Source organism: Candidatus Merdisoma sp. HCP28S3_D10 (assembly GCF_052065835.1).
GTDB lineage: Bacteria > Bacillota > Clostridia > Lachnospirales > Lachnospiraceae > Laedolimicola.
On record NZ_JBQHTG010000001.1, the window covers coordinates 287,721 to 306,031 of the forward strand.

23 protein-coding genes and 1 pseudogene are annotated in these 18,311 nt (G+C 42.5%); 8 read left to right on the forward strand and 16 right to left on the reverse strand.

The window, feature by feature from the left end; all coding sequences use genetic code 11:
• Positions 1 to 150: 150 nt before the first annotated feature.
• From ACTNCH_RS01260 to ACTNCH_RS01270, 3 genes are all read right to left on the reverse strand, one after another.
• Positions 151 to 366 carry a hypothetical protein gene (locus tag ACTNCH_RS01260; RefSeq protein ID WP_031473406.1) on the reverse strand — a complete coding sequence of 72 codons (216 nt, stop codon included), beginning with the start codon at positions 364 to 366 and terminating at the stop codon, positions 151 to 153.
• 400 nt (positions 367 to 766) lie between these two features.
• Positions 767 to 2,140: a DNA primase family protein gene (locus tag ACTNCH_RS01265; RefSeq protein WP_031473402.1), complete on the reverse strand. Its 1,374-nt coding sequence runs from the start codon at positions 2,138 to 2,140 to the stop codon at positions 767 to 769.
• Positions 2,115 to 2,735 carry a CHC2 zinc finger domain-containing protein gene (locus ACTNCH_RS01270; protein WP_031473400.1) on the reverse strand — a complete coding sequence of 207 codons (621 nt, stop codon included), beginning with the start codon at positions 2,733 to 2,735 and terminating at the stop codon, positions 2,115 to 2,117. The genes ACTNCH_RS01265 and ACTNCH_RS01270 overlap by 26 nt, the downstream gene beginning before the upstream one ends.
• Before the next feature lie 222 nt (positions 2,736 to 2,957).
• Between ACTNCH_RS01270 and ACTNCH_RS01275 the strand changes: the two genes are divergently transcribed.
• From ACTNCH_RS01275 to ACTNCH_RS01290, 4 genes are read left to right on the forward strand one after another with little or no spacing between them, the layout of a single operon-like run.
• Positions 2,958 to 4,061 (forward strand): DUF6076 domain-containing protein, encoded by a 1,104-nt coding sequence (locus ACTNCH_RS01275; protein ID WP_031473398.1) that lies wholly within the window; start codon positions 2,958 to 2,960, stop codon positions 4,059 to 4,061.
• 16 nt (positions 4,062 to 4,077) lie between these two features.
• The gene (locus ACTNCH_RS01280; RefSeq protein ID WP_031473396.1) at positions 4,078 to 4,440 is read left to right on the forward strand and encodes a DUF2200 domain-containing protein; all 363 of its coding nucleotides are present in this window, start codon (positions 4,078 to 4,080) and stop codon (positions 4,438 to 4,440) included.
• A 25-nt stretch (positions 4,441 to 4,465) separates the two neighbouring features.
• Positions 4,466 to 4,870, forward strand: coding sequence for an iron chaperone (locus ACTNCH_RS01285; protein ID WP_441015497.1), 405 nt, complete (start codon positions 4,466 to 4,468; stop codon positions 4,868 to 4,870).
• 53 nt (positions 4,871 to 4,923) lie between these two features.
• Positions 4,924 to 6,099, forward strand: coding sequence for a hypothetical protein (locus tag ACTNCH_RS01290; protein WP_031473392.1), 1,176 nt, complete (start codon positions 4,924 to 4,926; stop codon positions 6,097 to 6,099).
• A gap of 151 nt (positions 6,100 to 6,250) precedes the next feature.
• Here the strand turns inward: ACTNCH_RS01290 and ACTNCH_RS01295 are convergent, their stop codons facing one another.
• The 8 genes and pseudogenes from ACTNCH_RS01295 to ACTNCH_RS01330 form a co-directional block, all read right to left on the reverse strand.
• On the reverse strand, positions 6,251 to 6,631 hold the full coding sequence (locus tag ACTNCH_RS01295; RefSeq protein WP_031473390.1) for a DUF5655 domain-containing protein: 381 nt from the start codon (positions 6,629 to 6,631) through the stop codon (positions 6,251 to 6,253).
• Between the two features lie 2 nt (positions 6,632 to 6,633).
• Positions 6,634 to 6,879, reverse strand: a complete 246-nt coding sequence (locus ACTNCH_RS01300) for a hypothetical protein (RefSeq protein ID WP_038288442.1) — start codon at positions 6,877 to 6,879, stop codon at positions 6,634 to 6,636.
• Between the two features lie 67 nt (positions 6,880 to 6,946).
• Entirely contained in the window at positions 6,947 to 7,732 is a 786-nt protein-coding gene (locus tag ACTNCH_RS01305; RefSeq protein ID WP_031473386.1) for an ABC transporter permease, read from the reverse strand.
• A gap of 12 nt (positions 7,733 to 7,744) precedes the next feature.
• Positions 7,745 to 8,536: an ABC transporter permease subunit gene (locus tag ACTNCH_RS01310; RefSeq protein WP_031473384.1), complete on the reverse strand. Its 792-nt coding sequence runs from the start codon at positions 8,534 to 8,536 to the stop codon at positions 7,745 to 7,747.
• An 11-nt stretch (positions 8,537 to 8,547) separates the two neighbouring features.
• Positions 8,548 to 9,429 (reverse strand): ABC transporter ATP-binding protein, encoded by an 882-nt coding sequence (locus tag ACTNCH_RS01315; RefSeq protein WP_031473382.1) that lies wholly within the window; start codon positions 9,427 to 9,429, stop codon positions 8,548 to 8,550.
• The gene (locus ACTNCH_RS01320) at positions 9,426 to 10,037 is read right to left on the reverse strand and encodes a TetR/AcrR family transcriptional regulator (protein ID WP_441015493.1); all 612 of its coding nucleotides are present in this window, start codon (positions 10,035 to 10,037) and stop codon (positions 9,426 to 9,428) included. The genes ACTNCH_RS01315 and ACTNCH_RS01320 overlap by 4 nt, the downstream gene beginning before the upstream one ends.
• Before the next feature lie 133 nt (positions 10,038 to 10,170).
• On the reverse strand, positions 10,171 to 10,419 hold the full coding sequence (locus ACTNCH_RS01325; protein ID WP_031473378.1) for a DUF6061 family protein: 249 nt from the start codon (positions 10,417 to 10,419) through the stop codon (positions 10,171 to 10,173).
• Positions 10,420 to 10,443: 24 nt separating this feature from the next.
• Positions 10,444 to 10,656 (reverse strand): annotated as a pseudogene (locus tag ACTNCH_RS01330) (23S rRNA (uracil-5-)-methyltransferase RumA); the annotation flags it as partial.
• A gap of 73 nt (positions 10,657 to 10,729) precedes the next feature.
• On the opposite strand from ACTNCH_RS01330, the gene ACTNCH_RS01335 reads away from it, so the two are divergent.
• The gene (locus ACTNCH_RS01335) at positions 10,730 to 11,263 is read left to right on the forward strand and encodes a hypothetical protein (RefSeq protein WP_441015491.1); all 534 of its coding nucleotides are present in this window, start codon (positions 10,730 to 10,732) and stop codon (positions 11,261 to 11,263) included.
• A gap of 33 nt (positions 11,264 to 11,296) precedes the next feature.
• Entirely contained in the window at positions 11,297 to 11,902 is a 606-nt protein-coding gene (locus tag ACTNCH_RS01340) for a sensor histidine kinase (RefSeq protein WP_441015489.1), read from the forward strand.
• Here ACTNCH_RS01340 and ACTNCH_RS01345 read toward each other — a convergent pair.
• Positions 11,880 to 12,068 (reverse strand): hypothetical protein, encoded by a 189-nt coding sequence (locus ACTNCH_RS01345; protein ID WP_441015487.1) that lies wholly within the window; start codon positions 12,066 to 12,068, stop codon positions 11,880 to 11,882. The genes ACTNCH_RS01340 and ACTNCH_RS01345 overlap by 23 nt on opposite strands.
• Before the next feature lie 219 nt (positions 12,069 to 12,287).
• Between ACTNCH_RS01345 and ACTNCH_RS01350 the strand changes: the two genes are divergently transcribed.
• Complete coding sequence (locus ACTNCH_RS01350) at positions 12,288 to 12,638, forward strand: hypothetical protein (protein ID WP_441015485.1); 351 nt, start codon at positions 12,288 to 12,290, stop codon at positions 12,636 to 12,638.
• Between the two features lie 167 nt (positions 12,639 to 12,805).
• The gene (locus tag ACTNCH_RS01355; protein WP_441015483.1) at positions 12,806 to 14,194 is read left to right on the forward strand and encodes an MATE family efflux transporter; all 1,389 of its coding nucleotides are present in this window, start codon (positions 12,806 to 12,808) and stop codon (positions 14,192 to 14,194) included.
• A 55-nt stretch (positions 14,195 to 14,249) separates the two neighbouring features.
• On the opposite strand, the gene ACTNCH_RS01360 is transcribed toward ACTNCH_RS01355, so the two are convergent.
• From ACTNCH_RS01360 to ACTNCH_RS01375, 4 genes are all read right to left on the reverse strand, one after another.
• The gene (locus ACTNCH_RS01360; RefSeq protein ID WP_441015481.1) at positions 14,250 to 15,059 is read right to left on the reverse strand and encodes an ATP-binding protein; all 810 of its coding nucleotides are present in this window, start codon (positions 15,057 to 15,059) and stop codon (positions 14,250 to 14,252) included.
• 365 nt (positions 15,060 to 15,424) lie between these two features.
• A complete protein-coding gene (locus ACTNCH_RS01365) occupies positions 15,425 to 16,132 on the reverse strand; it encodes a hypothetical protein (protein ID WP_441038288.1) in 708 nt (235 codons plus the stop codon).
• 193 nt (positions 16,133 to 16,325) lie between these two features.
• Positions 16,326 to 17,018, reverse strand: coding sequence for a hypothetical protein (locus ACTNCH_RS01370; protein WP_441038290.1), 693 nt, complete (start codon positions 17,016 to 17,018; stop codon positions 16,326 to 16,328).
• Between the two features lie 284 nt (positions 17,019 to 17,302).
• On the reverse strand, positions 17,303 to 18,133 hold the full coding sequence (locus ACTNCH_RS01375; RefSeq protein WP_083655179.1) for a methyltransferase domain-containing protein: 831 nt from the start codon (positions 18,131 to 18,133) through the stop codon (positions 17,303 to 17,305).
• Positions 18,134 to 18,311 lie beyond the last annotated feature (178 nt).

Sequence of the window (18,311 nt, forward strand, 5' to 3'; positions counted from 1 at the left end):
TCTTATGGTCAGCCCGTCTGCATGAAGCTGTTCCGGCGAACTTCCTCTTGCAGACGGTGGCAGCGAAAACCGTATCTTTCACTGCCATCCATAGGCAGCACTGCGGTGCGCCTATGGGGACGGGAGAAGCGAGGGGCTGCTGCCGGGGCATCATTTCTCCCGTCTTTGCTGCCATACGATGTCGTATCCCAGCACATCGGCAAGCTCCAATACTTCCTTGTATCGGATGCTTTCCCGCTGTAATTTTGCGGACAGGTTGGAAACGCTGTCGCTCCAACCGTATTCGTCCGAGAGCAGGTCAACAACTTCCTGCATGGTCATCCCAGCACGGATGATCTGTGCCTTTATTTCGTTGCGTACATTCATATTGAAAAATCCTCCATATTTTTGATTTGTGGTTTGGTGCAAAGGCTACTCTCCAAAGCGGAGCAGATGCACCGAACAGTAAAAAATCTGCTTTCTCCTAAATCGTTTTAATTTTATGGGTGCGATACTCTGTCCATATAGGCATATATCCCACTTTACTGTTCCATGCGGTTTGGTCTGGAACAGTGAAAACACCTACTGTTCCGTGAACCGGGTGCATGGTTTGGAGAAGCACGATTTGGTGAAATGGTTTCGTTCTGCGGTCAAGAACTTTGCTGTTTTCATTACCATTGATTTTCAATGCCCGAAAACAGCTCAATTCTGACCGCTGATTGTTCCTATAAAAAAGAAAAACGGGCAAAACACTGCGTACATACATACAGAAAATGAAAGACAGGAATCAGTCCTGCCATTCCTCCGGTACGTACGTACATGGCGAAACGTCGTAAAACCCGTTTATATTAGGTCGTGCCACAGCTTCCACGCCCATAAACCCCCATACCCGCCGTCCGGCAGAATTAGTGATGTTGTTGCAATGCTCCAAATTAAATTTCTTCGCATTGGCAACCATGGCATCGCTGAAGCTGCGGGCTTTCAGAGGGGCAAGGGAGTTTTCCTCGCACCACAGGCGATAGATAGCGTAGAAGTCCTTGGAACTGATGGAAGCATCCGCTTTGCGCCGGATATACCCCTCGGAATCCATGAAGTCAAAAATGTTGTTATTGTCACGCTTGACCGCTTCCCGGTTTGCACGGATGCGGTCACTCTCCGTAAACTTAAAGTTGTTGGCAGCGAGCCGCTGTAAGCCTTCAAACGCCCAAAGGAAAATCCCCTCGGCTTCGGCTTTCATTTTCTCTGCAAGGTCGGGATCATCGGCTCTGCCTACGGGTTTTTCCTTGGTAGTCAACACAAGCTGTCTGCGGTAAAACCCATCGCTGCGGTCATACAGGGCTTGCAGATCGCCGTTGCTGAATGCCAGTAATCGGCAGAACATCCAGCCCTGATAACTCTGTTTGTTCTTTCGCTCCAAATCCATTCTGCCTTGCGCTGTCACAATGGATTTTACATAGTTGGTCTGACGCAGAGCTTCCATGCACATATCATCATCCACACACAGCAGGATGTGTTCCAGATCAGCACGGGCGAAGCGGTCTTTAGAAATCTTACCGATACTGCCGTCTTTCATATTCGTACCGAATATAGCAGAAAGCACCGAACCGATTTGAGATTTGCCCTCGCCGCCGTTGCCCTTAATCACCATCATGCGCTGTCCCTTGTTGGAGGGAATCAGGCAATAGCCGATAAATTCCTGCAAGGTGGGGATGTCCTCCGGGTACAGCAGACCGTCCAGAAAGTTCAGCCACAGGGCAGGCGCAGAAGCATCTGGATTGTAGGAAACAGGCAAGCGGCTCTGTACGATTTCCTGTTTCCCCTCGATAAATCTTCCATCCAGCATAAGTGTTCCGTTGGCAACATGGAGGCGGTCAGGCTGGGGAGGAAGATCCTCAACCATTGCTTCCAGTTTCAGCAATTCCATGATGTTTTTGATCTTCTGCGGTACGCTGCTGATGGTGTAGCTTTTCAGCTTTTCGTAGACCTCTCCCCGCAGGACAATATCATCCGTTACCCGTCCATTGGGCGTAAAGAAAGCTCTGTTTGCAAAGATGATTCTGCGCTCTTGCAGAAATTCTTCACAAAACAGAGCTTCGTTGATGTTCTGCCCCTCAAACCAGACAGGCAAGTTCATATCAGGCATTTTCCGTTTCTTCGCCATGGTGCGCCACCTCCTTTTTCTTTCGTGCGGTGTACTCTTGCAGAAAAGCAATTTTGCCATCTTGCATCAGCTTGTCCACCAATGCCACCCGTTCTTCCAGATCACCCACGGTAAGCACATCTGCCATATATTCGATATGGCAGTGCATCTGGCAGGCTTCCACAAAACGGTCATCATAAGGCTCGTCCGGTGTTTTGGGTGCATACAGCACTTTCCAATTCTCCAACAGATGCAGATAATCCGTCAGCACACGGAAGCAAAGCATTTCATCCTCCCGGAACTGTCGGATATGGGGGCGCTTTGGCTTGACCATAGCTGCGGCAGTGGGTGGTTTCGGGTCAAGCCCGAAGTCCGCAGCCAACTTTTGTGCCGCTTGCAAACTCGTCAGATTGAACAGCCTTGCCACAAGGTCAATTACATCCCCCTTGGCTCCGCAGCCGAAGCAGAAGAAATAATCTTCATTCAGCTTCAGGCTCGGATGCCTGTCATTGTGGAACGGGCAGCAAGCCATGCCGTTGCGGTTGACTTTCAGCCCGTAGTGTTCGGCGGCTTGCTTTACGCTGATTGCCGCCTTGATGTTTTCATAGATTGTCATAGAAAAACCTCCGTTCATAATAGTCTGGAAAGCACGAAGCACCCGCCGTGATTGGCAGGTGCTTCGCCCTTTCTACTATGGTTATGACGGATTTGGAAAAAAGCAGGCTAAAAGCAGGACAACCCCGTTTCAAAAAACAGGACAACTTATCTGATGATGTAGATTCCTTCACATTTGCATGGTATAATTAGAAAAGTGAAAAAACAGGACAGGAGGGCAAGCATGAATCAAGAACTTATGACATTGGATTTTTGGCAGGATACGGTCATATATGAGGGAAAAACATTTCCTATCGGTACTCTTGCCTGTGATGCGCTGAATGTTCCTGCGGATACCATTTCTAAAATGAACGAGCAATGCGAGAAAATCAATCTTATGCTTGGGGCGATGAATGCGAAACAGGATGCTTCGGCACTCTTTCCTATGGTAAGGGAAGCTGCTCTGGCAATGCTGGATATTCTCAGTAAAACGCCGCCATTCTCCTATATGGATGTTCCAAAACACAGAGAACGGATAGAAAGGGTCTTTACTACGGATTGTGCGTTGAGCCATTTAGAGTGTGTCCAAAAAGCGAACAGCGGCACAATGCAGCTTGAAGACCTCGTAAAATATGAAGATGCAGTACTACTTGAACGTTATACTGCGGTTTTCGGGCATCTGGCATTCTCTCTCGGAGAATACCAAAAGGCAATGCTTGATTTTGCGGAAAAGTCGGATAGCAATGAAGCAGACCGCACCGCAGAGGGCTTTGCAAAGATGTTCGGCAGCTATTTCCCGCCGGAGTTCTCCATCACGGAGGGCAATGCCTGGATGTCTGTGTCCAATCAGTCTGTTCAGTATGTATCCACCATCCGTCCCGGTGAGGATGTGGCAAAACTGGTCAAGCGGATGCACTATGTTTCCTTTGTGGGGATGTTCCGGTCTGATCTCTTTGAGGGCTTATGTGTCGGTCATGCACCGAAGAAATGCAAAATCTGTGGCAAATGGTTTTTGACCACCAATGCAAGGCACACAAAATACTGCGGCGGTTATGCACCGGAGGACAAGCTGCACCGCACCTGTCGGCAAATCGGCAATCTGAAAGGCAGAGAACAGCGAGAGCTTGCAGACGATCATCCGGTTATCCAGATATACGAAAAGCGGCTGAATACCATAAACCGCTATATCAAGCGTGGCAAACTGGACGATGACGTAGCGGAGGTTATGAAGAAACTGGCGAAAGATAAGATGCTCCGGGCAAAAAGCAATGTCGCTTATGCCAAAGGAGCTTATGAGAAAGAAATGGAACAGGCTGCTTTGAAAAAAGAAGCCCTAAAGAGAATTTGAATTTGGAGGTATATCCATGGAAGGAATAAATGCAAACGATAAAATTTATAAAATGTCCTTTTCAAAGGTTTATCCACTTCTTGTTACAAAGTGTGAGAAAAAGGGACGAACAAGAGAGGAAGTAGATCAAGTTACTTGCTGGTTAACAGGGTATAGTAAAGATCAAGTGAATGATTTTCTGATACATGATGTTGCATATGGAGACTTCTTTTTGAATGCTCCCCAGCTTAATCCTAATCGAAAACTGATTACAGGGAAAATCTGCGGAGTTTGTGTAGAAGAAATCGAAGAACCGCTAATGCAGGAAATACGCTATCTGGACAAGCTGATTGACGAGTTAGCAAAAGGAAAACCGATGGAGAAAATATTGAGAAAGTAATAATTGATATTGAGGAGGTTTTAGTATGTGGACTTGTCCAAAATGCGGAAGGGAGTTTAAAAGGACAAATCAAAGTCACTATTGCGGCAAGGCTCCTGAAAGTGTAGATGAATATATTGAATTACAGATTCCAGAAGCGAGAGCGTATGTTGTGGAATTAAGAAATCTAATTCTTCGTTGTGTTCCAGCAGTTAAGGAACAGATTGCTTGGAGTATGCCAGTATATAAGAAAGACAAGTTCTCAATATCTTTTGCTGCCTGTAATAAACATATTAGCCTTTACGTAGATACAAATGTTTTAGAAATATTCAAGTCACAACTAAGTGCTTTTACAATAAGGAAAAATGCAGTCTATCTGCCCTATGAGAAAGAATTACCGATTAAAATAATTAAAAAAATTATAAAACAAAGCCTTGAAGAAATAACGTGAATTTCAGTTTTCTGGAGATTGATAAACGTTATTAAAGTGAAGGGAGGTGCGCTATGCTGAATGATTTTACATGGAATATGACCGGATACATACCGAAGCACCAAGTCAATCCGCACGGTGATGGTCTCATTCCCTATGTGGCAGAGCGCATCTTCCAACTGGAGCCGGAACCGCCAACGGTTAGCAATCCAAATGAACATATTCTGTCTGCATTGCAGGAAAAGAATTTGCTATATTTTTCGTTCTTCCTGCACCACTACGAACCACAGCTCAACAAGCGCATCAAAGGCTTTCTCGGTGTGGATGGCGGCGATCTGTACGACACAGATCGATTTATAGATATAAAGCTATCCTGTCGGGAGCAAATGCTCCAAAAGCTGATGGATTATGATCCTGCCAAGGGTGCGGAGTATGCTACATACATTTTCCCGTTCATACGGGATGCGATGCTCCGTTTCCGTATGGGCGAAGAAAAATGGTCGGTATCCTCTCTGACCAATTACAAAATGGTGCGGTCAATGGCTTGGCTCTACCATAACACCAAGGATGCGGTCAGTGAGTTTTCAAAGAAATACAACTGCGACCTTGCCCTTGCGGAAGAATATTTGAAAGTTGTCCGTGGCATCCGCAATCAGCAGCCATTCTATGTGACGGACGAGGACGGAGAAGAAACAGGCGAAGATGTTGCCCTTGATGATACTTGGAACTATGCCGATATTCTCTGGAATGGCATACAGGCAGAAAAGGTGCAGCGGGCATTTGAGAAGCTAAACTACCGGGAACAGACCTTGCTTGAAAAGCGGCTGGCGATCTGCATGACCTGCGGGCGTGTCGGCTCATGGAAAGGCCGCCCCACCTTTGAGGAACTGGCTGTGATGTTTGAGGGCAGCACAGCCAGCGGTGCAGAGCGAGCCTACCGTAGAGCAGTGGACAAGCTGACGGAGTTTTTGGTTGCCGAGGGTGCTATCCATGCTGTCCGGCTGAAACAGAAATCCAAAACTAAACGCAAAAAGAAAATCGCCACCGCAATCTATGAATATCAAGCAGACTGCGACGGCGAATGGGGCGAGATTTCATTGGATTTTGAGAATGGTACAGCGGAGATCATCCGGCTTGCCGATTGGGATACGATGAAAACAAACCGCTTTGCGAACAAGGCAATAGTCTATCTTCTGAACTGTGAGAATGAGAAGCTGCCAAAGGAAACGATTGTGGCAGCTGAACTATAGAAAGAAAAACCGCTGTATTTTCCACCCTACACGGGAAGAATAATTACAGCGGTTTTTATTCGAGGGATTTCAGACTATGTAGAATCAATATGTGATTATCTGTTACGCCTTGGCGATCAGTATGGGAAAGATCTTTTTATTTTCCGTATTGTCACCTCTTATTAGCAGAAAAATCTGCCGCTTCCGCTATCCACCGCATCAGTTCTACATCGATTTCATCCACATTTCCCACCATCACATGGTGCGTCCAGCGATTTGGATAGGGCTCCGTCGCTACGTCGATTCTTGGAGAATCTATCCGATAACCCAGTCCGAACGTAATTGTCATCCAGATTTCTGGCCGATTCTTTGCCTTGCGGCAGGGATTAAAGGACACAAAAGCGAATCCTCGTTTGTTAGCAAAGGTAATCTGGGTTTTTGCGACCTTAATTTTTACTTCCGGAATCTGTGTCAGAATCTGATCTTCCAGTCGTTCGTAAAGGGGAAGAGCATCCATATGCTCCCCAAAGAAGAAAAGAATATCACTGTTCATGGTTATTCTACCGTTTCTTTCTTGGGACGGAAGAAATCTACCGCAAATGTCAGGAAGTCTGTCATCAGCGGGATGTAGGTTGCAAGAAAGACACCGAAAGCCCCGGCTGCGACAGTCTTTTTGTGCTTGACCGGAACCAATACTCCCAACAGGATACCAATGGAGCAAAGGCAGAATTTAAGACCCGTAAGCATTTTCCAATCTCTCGATTGAATGTAGTGGTCTGCACATCTAAACAGTTGTTTCATCGTAAAAACCTCCTGTGTTTCTGAGATTATGACAGATATGAGAAGCTACAATACTATCTACAACATATTACATTTCTTTGCCTGCCCACCGATTCTTTGCAAGGAAAATTGATAGGAAAGTAATCACCCCTGAAATCAGCAGGAACATAAGGGAGATACCATCTTTAGCCACTGCATATACATCAAAGTATTTTAGAGGTGTTAAATAAAACAGAGCCGGAATACACAAATATTCTGCCACAAAATAAATACAGTAAAATACTATTAAAGCGCCAAAGCCAAAAAGCATAGCCTGTTTGTAGGATTTGCAGAGACTGGATACCCAAAAACCAATCGAGTATAATATGATTTCCGTCAGAAAAAGCCCAACAGTTGTCAACAGAGCCGCATTCTTTTGATCCAGTCCACCCAGAGGAGCGATTGCAGTATAGTAATTACATACACCGCTGACAGCTGCAAGAATAAATAAATTACATACGTTGGCGGCAGCTTTTCCTATAACAATCTGATTTCTGCCTAAAGGTTTTGTGAATAGGTATTCTGCTGTTCCTTGCGTTTTTTCTTTTGCAATGCTTGAAATGCCCAGATAAATCGCATAGGAATAAGCGAGGATTGCCACCCAAAAATAAATACAGCCATACCAACCCAATGCAGTGTTAAGATCTTCACTAACACCAAACATCACCATCAAAATTCTTGGAAAGTCGTTTAGCATTTCTACCAGAATCGGTAAGCTGTCTTTTAAGGAAAGATACTCTATGTACGCAAAGACACAAAGAAGAATGATTATTCCAAGCCATATCAACAGTATTTTCCTTGTAAGTTTCAGTTCCTTTTTTATCAATGATATCATGTTGTTCCCCCCCTATACTGCTAATTTAATGTCTTTCTTCATCAGAATCTTACGAGACAGGAAGAAAAATACAGTGAGTAGAAGCACATACCACAGAAAATAATCCCATTCATAAAAAGAGTTCTCATGAATGTGAGCTGGATGAAAAAACGAAAATGGAGAGAGGTAACTTATTATTCTGCTTCCAATCGTTCTTGAAAAAGCTGTAATACAGTATCCCATAAACACAGCCAAAGATGCTGTCAGCAAAGGAGAACGATTGTTAGGATGCCAGCATCCTAACAATACTCCCATCCCTCCAAAAATCAAAGTAACAAGTGGGAAGGAGCCAGCCAACAGAATAAATTCTAACATAGAGAAGCCAGATTCATACACAATCATTGCTATAAAAGACGCAAGGATATATGCAGCACTCGTAATGCATGTGCCGACAAGTAGACAAAGCACCTTTCCTTTATAAATTTGAATACGCCCGCAGGGTTTTGTGAACAGGTATTCTGCTGTGTTTTCGGTACATTCTTTTGTAAACAGGGATAAGGCAAAGTGCATCCCGAAAATTCCGCCTGCCAAAGCAAAAAACGCATTAAGAAATCCATACATTCCCAGAGGTTCCAAGAGCAGTGCGAGAGAGATGCCGACAGTTTCAAAGAATCCACCCTCTGCAAAGTTTTTAGGCAGAAGCTCTGGCGTTTCAATCATGCTGTAATAGACAGGTATCATAGAGAAAATACAAACGGCAAGGGAAAGACCCCAAATCAGAATATATTTTCGACTACGTTTCCACTCATAATGAAATACAGTCATAGTGTCACCTCTCATTCGTAATAATGAAGAAAGATCTCTTCTAAAGACGGTTCTTCAATCAGAATATCAACCAAAGGTAGTTTATGTAGTTTTTCCATGATGGTCATAACATTGCCATTAAACATAAAAGAAATGGAATTTTGATTCTGTTCCAGGTTGGCAATTCCTGGGATGTCGAAGAACTGCGCAGGGACAGGCTCCTCGGTGGAAAGCGAAATCTTTTTATACCCGTTTTCACGCAATTCCTTCATGGACTGTATAGCAATGAGACGACCTTCTCTCAGAATACATACACGATCACATAGCTTCTGCACTTCGCTCAACACATGAGAGGAAAACAGAATGGTTGTTCCACGGCTGTTTTCTTCTCGAAGAATTTCATAGAATGTCTGTTGGACGAGTGGATCAAGGCCGCTGGTAGGCTCATCCAGAATCAGAAGTTTTGGAGAAGGTAGTAAAGCGGACACGATGCCAACTTTCTTTTTGTTGCCTAAAGACAAATCTCCGATTTTTCTGGACAAATCCAGATTCAGTCTCTCAGCCAGTTCTTCTATTCTGTCATGGCAGTTAACACCATACAGATCTGCAGTATATTGTAACTGCTCTTTCACTTTCAAATTATTATAATAGCAATTCTCGCTGGGAAGATATCCCACGTTCTTTGCGATTTCTGCAGCATGCTGCGTACAATCAAGGCCGAAAATCGTAGCATTGCCGCTTGTGGGTTTGAGCAAGCCCATCAAAGTGCGAATTGTTGTTGTTTTACCAGCACCATTAGGACCGATAAAACCAAAGATTTCGCCCGGCAGAACGGAATATGTGAGATTTTCAATACCTCTGTGCTTTCCATAACTTTTTGTCAGTCCATCTAACATTATCACCGCTTGTTTCATAATAAATATTCCTCCTTGTAGAAATGATATTTTAACATTTTCAGAATATTCTCCATTTCGCACACGATTCTATCAAAATCTGACACACCTTCAATCTCGTCTACAATACCGTATCCAATATGCATCAATGTGCGGAACAGTAGTGGCGCATCTTCGGGATGCTTGAATTTGACCAGATCGGCATCACGGAGCATCAGATCATGCGAGTGTTTTTCACCTTCTTGCATTAAGTCCTTAATGTGCTCCGAAATTTCAATGGATGGCTCTTTTGCAACACTTATAATAAAAGCGGCGATATAGGGATTCTTTTTCAAATTATCTATCTTCATGATTATGGCTTGCTGTACACGATCAAAGAAATCTGCGTTTGCATATAACGCCTGTTCCTGATAAGCTGCTTTCATTTGTGTGCTGCTGTGTTCAACCAGATATTCATAGAGGTTTTGCTTTGTACCAAAATATTGAAAAAGGGATGCCTTAGAGATGCCCGCCATTTTTGCAATGTCGTTAATCGATGCTTTTTCGTATCCATGCTGAGAGAAGCAAGATAGTGCTGCATTTCTAATTAAGGTTTGCTTTTCGTCAGAAAGTGCTAAAAATTTTTCCATAATAACCTCCAACAAATAACCGATTCGGTTATTTTGCTATACTATATCACGAATAACCGATTCGGTCAATACAAATGTGCGTTTTTGTTCATAAAAATCGCCCGTGAGATATCTCCCACGGGCGGCAAAATAATCAGCTTTCTAAAGGCTTATATTCAGTTACAGTTTTCAAATAGGTTTCAGGATTGCCGTTCAAAATCAAGTCTGCATATCCAATCGGGTCAGTGTAAATCAGATAGTCAAGCTCTGACCGCTGATACATATTGTCAGCAACTTCATTCTCCACGGCGATGGTATCAATGGCAATCATGCTGCCATCAAAGAATTTCAGCTCCACACAAGCGGTATCCATGTTAAACTCACAAGAAATCAATCTATCCATAAGAAACCTCCATTTTACGGGATGTTAGATTATCCCAAAATATTTGAATGCTTCTCGGATTGCTTTCTCTTTTTCTGGCGGACACAGGGGCTGTCTGGAATCTTCGGATTTTGGCAGATTGTAGTTCTTGCCAACCTCAATCCCACATTTCCGCTTAATCTGTGAGATATACAGGTTAGACACCTTTAATCCGCTATGTTCCAGTACATAGTCCTTGATCTGCGTGTAGGTTGCCCCATCCTGAAATTCGGACATATCCATATCTTCCAAAGAGAACTCAACCCGAATCTTTTTCGAGTCGACCTCGCCCTTGGAAAGCAAGACAACCGTCTCCACGGGCGCAGTCTCCGGACTTCTGTATTATCCCGTTGTCCTGGCTCTGGGCGCGTCCTGGATAGACCCCATTTACCCCCTGCTGGTACACCTGCCCCTTTTCCTGTTGCTGGTATTTTATTACAAATACAGGTGGCTGCCTGCGCTGGTCTCGATCCTGACTGCCTATCTCTGCTGTCAGTTCAGCAACTGGGCCGGTATTCTGGCCTTTTCCATCTGCGAACTGGACTGGGTCTATTACCTGACCCGGATTCTCACCACCTGCACGGTCTTTTCCCTTCTGAGCCGCCATCTCTGTCAGACCACTGCCCTTCTGCTTTCCAAATCTGACCGGGATCTGTATATTCTCGGCGCCATGCCTCTGGTTTATTATCTCTTTGACTACGTCACCACGAAATTCTCCACTCTGCTGTATTCAGGCAGCAAGGTAGTCGTGGAATTTCTGGCCTTTTCCATGTGTCTGTCCTATGTAATCTTTCTTCTGGTATATTTCCAGGAATATGAACTGTAAAACCGGGCGGAGCAATACGGTCAGCTTACTGCCATGCAGTTGTCCTCTCTGCGTTCTGAAATTGAACAGGCCCGCATCAGCGAACGCCGCCTGCGGATCCTGCGCCATGACACGCGCCATCACCTCTCCGCCATCGAAAGCCTGATCCGGCAGCAGCATCCGGAAAAAGCCCTGGACTATATCCGGGAAATCAATCAGCATTACGATGACACCGTCCTTCACAGCTTCTGCAGTAACGAACTTCTCAATTCTGTGCTTTCCATTTACAGCGCCCGTTTCGCAGAACAGGATATCACCTTTGACGCGGAGATTGAAGCTCCGGAAAAGCTGCCCTGTTCGGAAATGACCTTCTGCGCCATTCTTTCCAACATTCTGGAAAATGCCATGCATGCCGTTCAGAAGCAATCCGGCCAAGACCGCCGTGTTTACCTGTCTATCTTTGAACGCTCCGGGCATCTGCTGATGTTGGAAAAAAATCCCACCGATACGCCTCCCGTCTTTTCCGACGGTATTCCGGTCACTGCACGGGAAGGGCATGGGGTTGGCGTGCAGAGCGTCATTTACTATGTAGAACAGGAACACGGCCAATACCAGTTTTACCTGGACGGCCGTGATTTCACTGTTCGTATTCTTTTATAGTACGCTTCCAGATATACAGCAGGATTCCATGGAAGGCTGTCATCGTAATAGAAGAAATCTGCAGACCTCTTACTACTAGCATATGTTCGATTTTTTCACTGTATCCTGTGTCAAATACCGCCTCCATCAAATCCGGTATCTTCGGTTTATCACTTGTGTTGCTCATTTTATCTTTGTCCTTTCTCTTTGATACATCTTTCCGTATTATCACATATTTTCTGAAATACCCGCTTACACAGGGCTGTTTCTTCTTTCGTAAGTCCCCGGAGCATATCATCCGCTCTATGTCAACCACAAAATAAATTTTTCACCTGAAATAAAACTTTTTAACGGTATAGAGCGTCCAATAAATTGGAAACATAAATAACGAACAGGAGGTTTTCTTATGAAAAAGAAATTAACTATGATGATACTTTTCACTGCCATTACCGCATCCCTGATCGCAGGCTGCGGAACCAAGGGATCCGGCAACGGTAATTCCGCTTCCCAGACCACCGGAAAGGAAGACGCGGAGAACGCTTCTGAATTTACCGGAACCCTGGACGAGGTAAAGGATTTCATGTTTGTCGTAACCGACGCTTCCGGCAGCTCCTACGCATTTACCTTCGAAAACGAAAAGCCGGAGGGCTTAGACAAGGTAAAGGTTGGAGATAAGGTCACCGTAACCTATACCGGAACCATCTCCGAGGTAGATCCCTTTATGGGCGAGGTGCTTTCCGTTACTGCAGCGGAATAAACGAAGAACATGGAAAAAGACCGTTTTAAGGACTGTTTGGTTCTTAAAACGGTCTTTTACATTTCTATGTGTCTTCTCTTGTAAAAACTAAAAAAGGTATAAAATTCTGCGGAAATATGTTATGCTGAACAGAGATTAAAAAGGGATTTATGTAAAGGAAGGGATTTATGTTAGAACAGTTTCGCAGGAAATATATCGGAGACAGAAATTTTTATAAAAACTACATCGCACTGGCGTTGCCGATGATCCTACAAAACGCAGTTACAAACCTGGTTAGTTTTCTTGACAATATTATGGTTGGACAGCTTGGTACAGAGCAGATGTCCGGAGTAGCCATTGTCAATCAGCTGATCTTTGTATATAATCTGGCCATATTTGGGGCTGTATCGGCAGCCAGCATTTTCGGCGCCCAGTATTTCGGAAAAGGAAATCACAAAGGACATATGTATTCTTTCCGTTTTAAGCTGTATGCGGCTTTGACGGTTACAGCACTTACCATTTTATTGTTTGTAACGAAGGGGGGAAACCTGATTTCTCTTTATCTCACAGATACTTCCGGAAGCGGCGCGACAGGTGTTGCATTGCAGTATGGATTAGAGTATCTGATCATTATGATAGCAGGCCTGATTCCCTTTGCTGTAAATCAGGCTTACGCGACCAATATCAAGGAGACCGGTCAGACCCTACTTCCTATGATCGCAAGCTTTGTAGCTGTCGGAAGTAATGCCATCCTGGACTATCTCCTGATTTTCGGTATCGGACCATTCCCGGTGCTTGGCGTACAGGGTGCAGCTCTGGCAACGGTTATTGCCCGTTACATAGAAGCCCTTATGATTATCATCTGGGCGCACAGACACAGAGAGAAAAACCAGTATCTCAAAGGAGCGTATACCGGCTTTGGTATTCCCGCAGACGAATTAAAGGCTATCATCATCAAAGGATTACCGCTTATGATGAATGAAGTTGTGTGGGCTGCAGGAATGACAGCCGTAATACAGTGCTACTCGCTCCGCGGCCTGGAAGTAGTTGCCGGACTTAACATTGCTACAACCATCACCAATCTGTTTAACATCATTTATCTCCAGCTTGGCGCCTGCATCAGCATTGTGGTTGGACAGTATCTGGGTGCCGGTAAACTGGAAGAAGCAAAGGATGCGGATAATAAAATGATTGTATTCAGTGTTTTTTGCTGTGTGATTGTAGCTGTATGTATGCTTTTTATCGGCAGATTTTTCCCACAGATCTACAATACCTCTGAGCAAATCCGCGCACTGGCAACCAAATTTATCGCAGTATCCGCAATCATCATGCCTTTCTGCTCCTTTAGCCATGCGTCCTATTTTACACTGCGCTCCGGCGGAAAAACAATGATTACCTTCCTGTTTGATTCTGTTTTCACCTGGATTATCATTGTTCCAATTGCCTTTTTACTGGCGCACTTTACAGGACTTGGTATCGTAAGTGTGTACTTCCTTGTTCAGGCAACCGAATTGATCAAAGTTGTCATCGGTTATTTTATGGTACGCAGTAATGTATGGCTGGTTCAGATGGTATAAAAAAGTGATTTTGTGAACAGGGTGGAAAAAGGGCGGCTTGCCGCCGCCCTCTACGTTAATATTCTGTACTCAACAAAAAATCTGCAATGTGCATACTCTTAATTCCCTGGTAATTGCCTCCGGCAAATTCATCGGTTCTCAAAACATACTTCGGATAGTTATCCCGAATTTCCAGCAGTCGTTCATATTCACGCTTTTCTGTTTTTTCGGATTTAATCTCCTGTGTGACCTGCACATATAACCGATCATTCTGCTTCTGCGCCACAAAATCGACTTCACCATCCGGCGTTTTCAAAATCTCCTTTCCGCGCAGGTCGTAACGGGAACAACGATGAAGAAGATATGCTTTTTCCAGCTTTTCCAGATAACTGTACACTGTCTCATTGTCGATTGAACGATGCTCTGATTTCAGATAATCAGAAATTAATTTTGCTGAGAATGAATTTCCCACATTCGCAAATGTGTATCGAACCACCCGTTCCATCTGGTCGATCTTACGAATCTGGTTTCTCTTTACGATATCTGAGAAAATTGTAGAATTATAGATATCCCGGACAATCGTATAAACCTCATCTTGTGAATACTCTCGCAGATGTGTTGCAGGAAAGCCGCCCAAGCGGATATAGTCTGCCAGCTCAGCATGGATATCCTTTATCTGTGTATACTGCTTTTTGAATTCCAGATATTCCCAAAAAGAAAGTGTATAGATACGGAAAGAAACATATCGTCCGGTCAGGTAAGTCGCTATTTCCTGAACTTCATCCAGGAAAAAATACGTTCTCCCATTCGGACTGAGCTTTTCCTTGACAGCTTTGAACATATCCTTCGCTGTCATATCCTCATACTCCATGGAATCAAAACGCATGCTCACAATCTGTTCAGACGGAATATTCTGTTCCTTTTCAATTCTTTACTCCGTTGTGTAATGGAAATATCAAAATGTGAACTGTTGGATCTTGAATCAGAACAAAGGTGTTATTCTTGTTAAAACACCTCGAACACTTCAAAAAAATGCAAACAATAGATTCAAATATACTAATCCGTTTATAGCACTTTATATTTTTCATTATAAAAGCATAGGGAGTCTGTAACAGACTCCCTATACTAAAAATAACTTAAATTCAAGTTTTTTCCGGGAACCGGAAAACGCGATGTTCGACATAATAAAGCTTACCGCTCTTCCTCATGAAATCTTTTGGGATCTCAAAAGTTCCTAAAAAACATGTTGGCTCAATTAACGTGCCTCGCTGATTGCTGCCTGTGCAGTATAGCATCAAGGGATGACTTTTCACCACACTTAGCAACGTTTGAGATTATACCATTTTGATTTTCGTTTTTCAATAGGTTCGGGAAAAATTGTTGTAATTCAGTCAAACCGATTACATCCCCGATATGTAGAGGAGGTTCATCCTCCTCGTCATCATTGAAGCTGATGACCGCATTACTTTTTCTACCCTCTGTTACCATATCTATTGTGGTAGTATCTTTCCCATCCAAGTTCATATACCAACGGAAATGATTTCTGCCATTAGGCACGATTTTAGAAACAAACTTACGAATGATGTGTCGGTCAATTTGCGGATTGGAAAAATCTATCATAGCATTAAGCGAAGATTGTATTTCATCCCAACATATATCAGGATTTTGTATTGCATCTTCAGTTGCAAGCATACGCTCATATTCTTCCGTGAGTTCTAAAAGAGCTTTTTCAACTTTCTCTTTTTGCTCCTTATATTCCTCTTTGCTAATTTCACCGTCTGTTCTCATTTCAAGCAGCGTGTTCTTCTTATTCTTATAACGCTCTATTTGAGCTACAATTCCGGTTAGATTGACCTTCTTAGGTTTCTCTACCTGATAACACTCTTTGATTAGTTCGCAGACTGTATCAACGGTTTCTTTTCGCTCTTGCTCCGTTCCCAAGGGTATCAATTCAACCACCAAGAACACCGCAACGACTTTCTCAAATATAACAAATAAGACCGTCTACTCATTTGAGCAGGCGGTCTTATATTTTAAGGTGCATTTCTTCTTGTTCCACACTTAGGACATACCGGATAGAGCTTTAATTCATTGTAATTGGAGAAAATCTCAAGTCAGACTGTTTAATGTGGACTAAGTTTCTTAGATCACTTTAAAAATCAATCATATCATAGACATCCGTTTTTAAATATGGATTTTTTATGATAAATTTTTGTTTGTTAACAGATAAAAGTAATGCCGTTTTAGTGGCCCCTCCTACAAGCGGTCCACTCAAATCTTCGCTAGAGTATGAAAAATTTTTTATATCTAACTCGGTTATATCGCTATTGTCACCAAAATTACCTATTATTCTATTAGATTCTATACTTATTTTGTGATTAAAACATTCAATCACTGAAGCAATATGAGAAAATGGTCTATTATGTGAATCTATCGAATCACCAATTTGACAACCTCCAGAACCATAATATTCAAATTTTCCTAATGCAATTAATAGCGCCGGGCACAAATACATAGAACCATGAATACACTTTCCTAAAAAGAAAGGAATGTTGGCATTACATATGGTACTTGCGTCAATAAACAAACGTTTGTTATATATTTTTGCAGTACCACCTAGTTCATTTATTATTGCGATAAAAACATATGTATCACTTACTATAGGTGGATTAACAATAACAGTCTTCATTTTGAGTGCAATAGTTAATGCTATTATTTGAACCATTGAATGTTTGTATCCATCCAAACTTAAGGAGGCATTAACTGGACTATTTTTGCTCACACTTATATTAATATTTTTATTTTCTCCTTTAAACAAAAAATCGGATAAACATTTATATTCCATAATAGATTCCTTGTAACTCTAATTGTTGATAGACAAAAAAACAGATCGCCTATGCATCACAAACAAAATACGGTTAATTTAGTGTTTTGTTTTGTAATTAATTTTGTCTCTGTCCGAGATAAGTGTTGGTATGCATAACTGACCTGTTTATTCATTTTCTATGAATGCCCTGGGTAAACGAAAAGGAACAAGGTATATTTCATCCTTGTTCCTATCGGTCAGTATGTGCTATTCAGTTCAACAAATTGGAATTTGTTGCTCCGTCAAACTGAAAGTTTCAAGCGTTATAGACTTCCCACAAATATCTCTGCATCAATCGTCAAAGTTTTTAGCTTTTTGAAATCAATCTCAGTTTTATCTACATGGAAGAGCAGTGGGGTCATGTCTGCAAAAATTTTAATATCCTCTAACGGCATTTCATATGATTCTGAAACTCTTTTTTGGTAAATAACAGAATACTGCTTCTTGAATAAGTTAATCACATTCTCATTGGAATACTCTTGATTTTTCAAATGTTCTTTTGCAATGTTTCTGAACTCCATCAGATGTTTATTCCCAGGAATAACCTTTACAATATAGCCGCTATCCGTCAGAACTCTATTGAACTCCAAATAATTAGCTGGTGTAAATATGTCCAGTATACAGTCTACTGAGTGGTCTCTAATTGGCATATTTTCCAAATCACCCACAAACCACTTTATAGACTTACTACCGTCTCTTTTTGAAGCAAGGGAAATGGCATCTTTTGAAATATCAAAAGCAACTATATCTGCTTGAAATAGTTCTTTGATTTTTCTAGAATAATATCCTTCACCACATCCGACATCAAGAATAGTTGTTATGTTTTCAAGCTTGCTCAATATATGTGTTATCTCCGTAAGAATATGTGAATAGTATCCCTTTTCTAAAATATCCATTCTGCTTTCAAAAGAAGTTCTGCTATAATGCTTAGATTGCTTTTGATTTAATGCAAAATTCACATATCCTAATTTAGAAATATCGAAACAATGCTTATTACTACACAGCAAACTATTGCCTACCATCTTTAACTTTCGTTTACATATTGGACAACGAAAAAGCTTTTCGCTGTCATTAAATCTAATAATTTTATTCATGACATCCTCCATTATTACATTCTTGCCCGAAAGCGAGTTATGTAATACGGATGTACCGCAACACAACTCGCGGTATTATCTTAATCTCATATATGCTGTCATCTTATCACCTCCTCAAATTCAAGTTTGTATAACTATTTTATTGCATTATAGCATACTTTGGTCTGCTTTTCCCACT